The organism is Neisseria sp. P0022.S010 (assembly GCF_051956635.1).
Genome location: NZ_JBQCXF010000929.1, coordinates 1 through 437, shown reverse-complemented (window position 1 = coordinate 437; position 437 = coordinate 1). Strand labels below are relative to the sequence as shown.

The window sequence follows — 437 nt, the reverse complement described above, 5'->3', positions numbered from 1 at the left end:
CGGTACAAGGCTGATGAGGGTCGTCCTGATAGCTCTGTAGTTCGTGAATCTCAGCCAGTGACAGGCCCAGGATTCTGCAGCGACGGATGAAGGCCAGCCCCTCACCATGCTTCTCGGTATAGACACGGTAACCGTTGTCCTGCCGATCAGGCGGCGGCAATAAGCCCTGCTGTTCATAGAAGCGGATCGTCTGTGTTTCGACCCCTACCAACTGCGCCAACTGACCAATGCGCATCAGCCTCCTCCCCAACGGATTCTTTACTCTATTGACCTTATAGTAGCTTTATAGTTTAAAATGGTACCACAACATTGTTCAAGTGGAGTCATATTATGAGCAAATCCTGTGGTGGCGCCTGTGGCGGTGATGCAACGTCCGCAGCGGATACCGATATACAGGCCTCCTCCTAGGCGACAGGGAGATGGGTCAGTGTTTATGC

Annotated in this window: 1 protein-coding gene; it reads right to left on the bottom strand. The window is 52.9% G+C overall.

The window, feature by feature from the left end; translation table 11 throughout:
• Nucleotides 1–235 (bottom strand): MerR family transcriptional regulator (locus ACTHUT_RS22160; protein ID WP_440419966.1); only part of this gene is annotated, 235 nt, incomplete at its 3' end.
• Nucleotides 236–437: the final 202 nt, after the last annotated feature.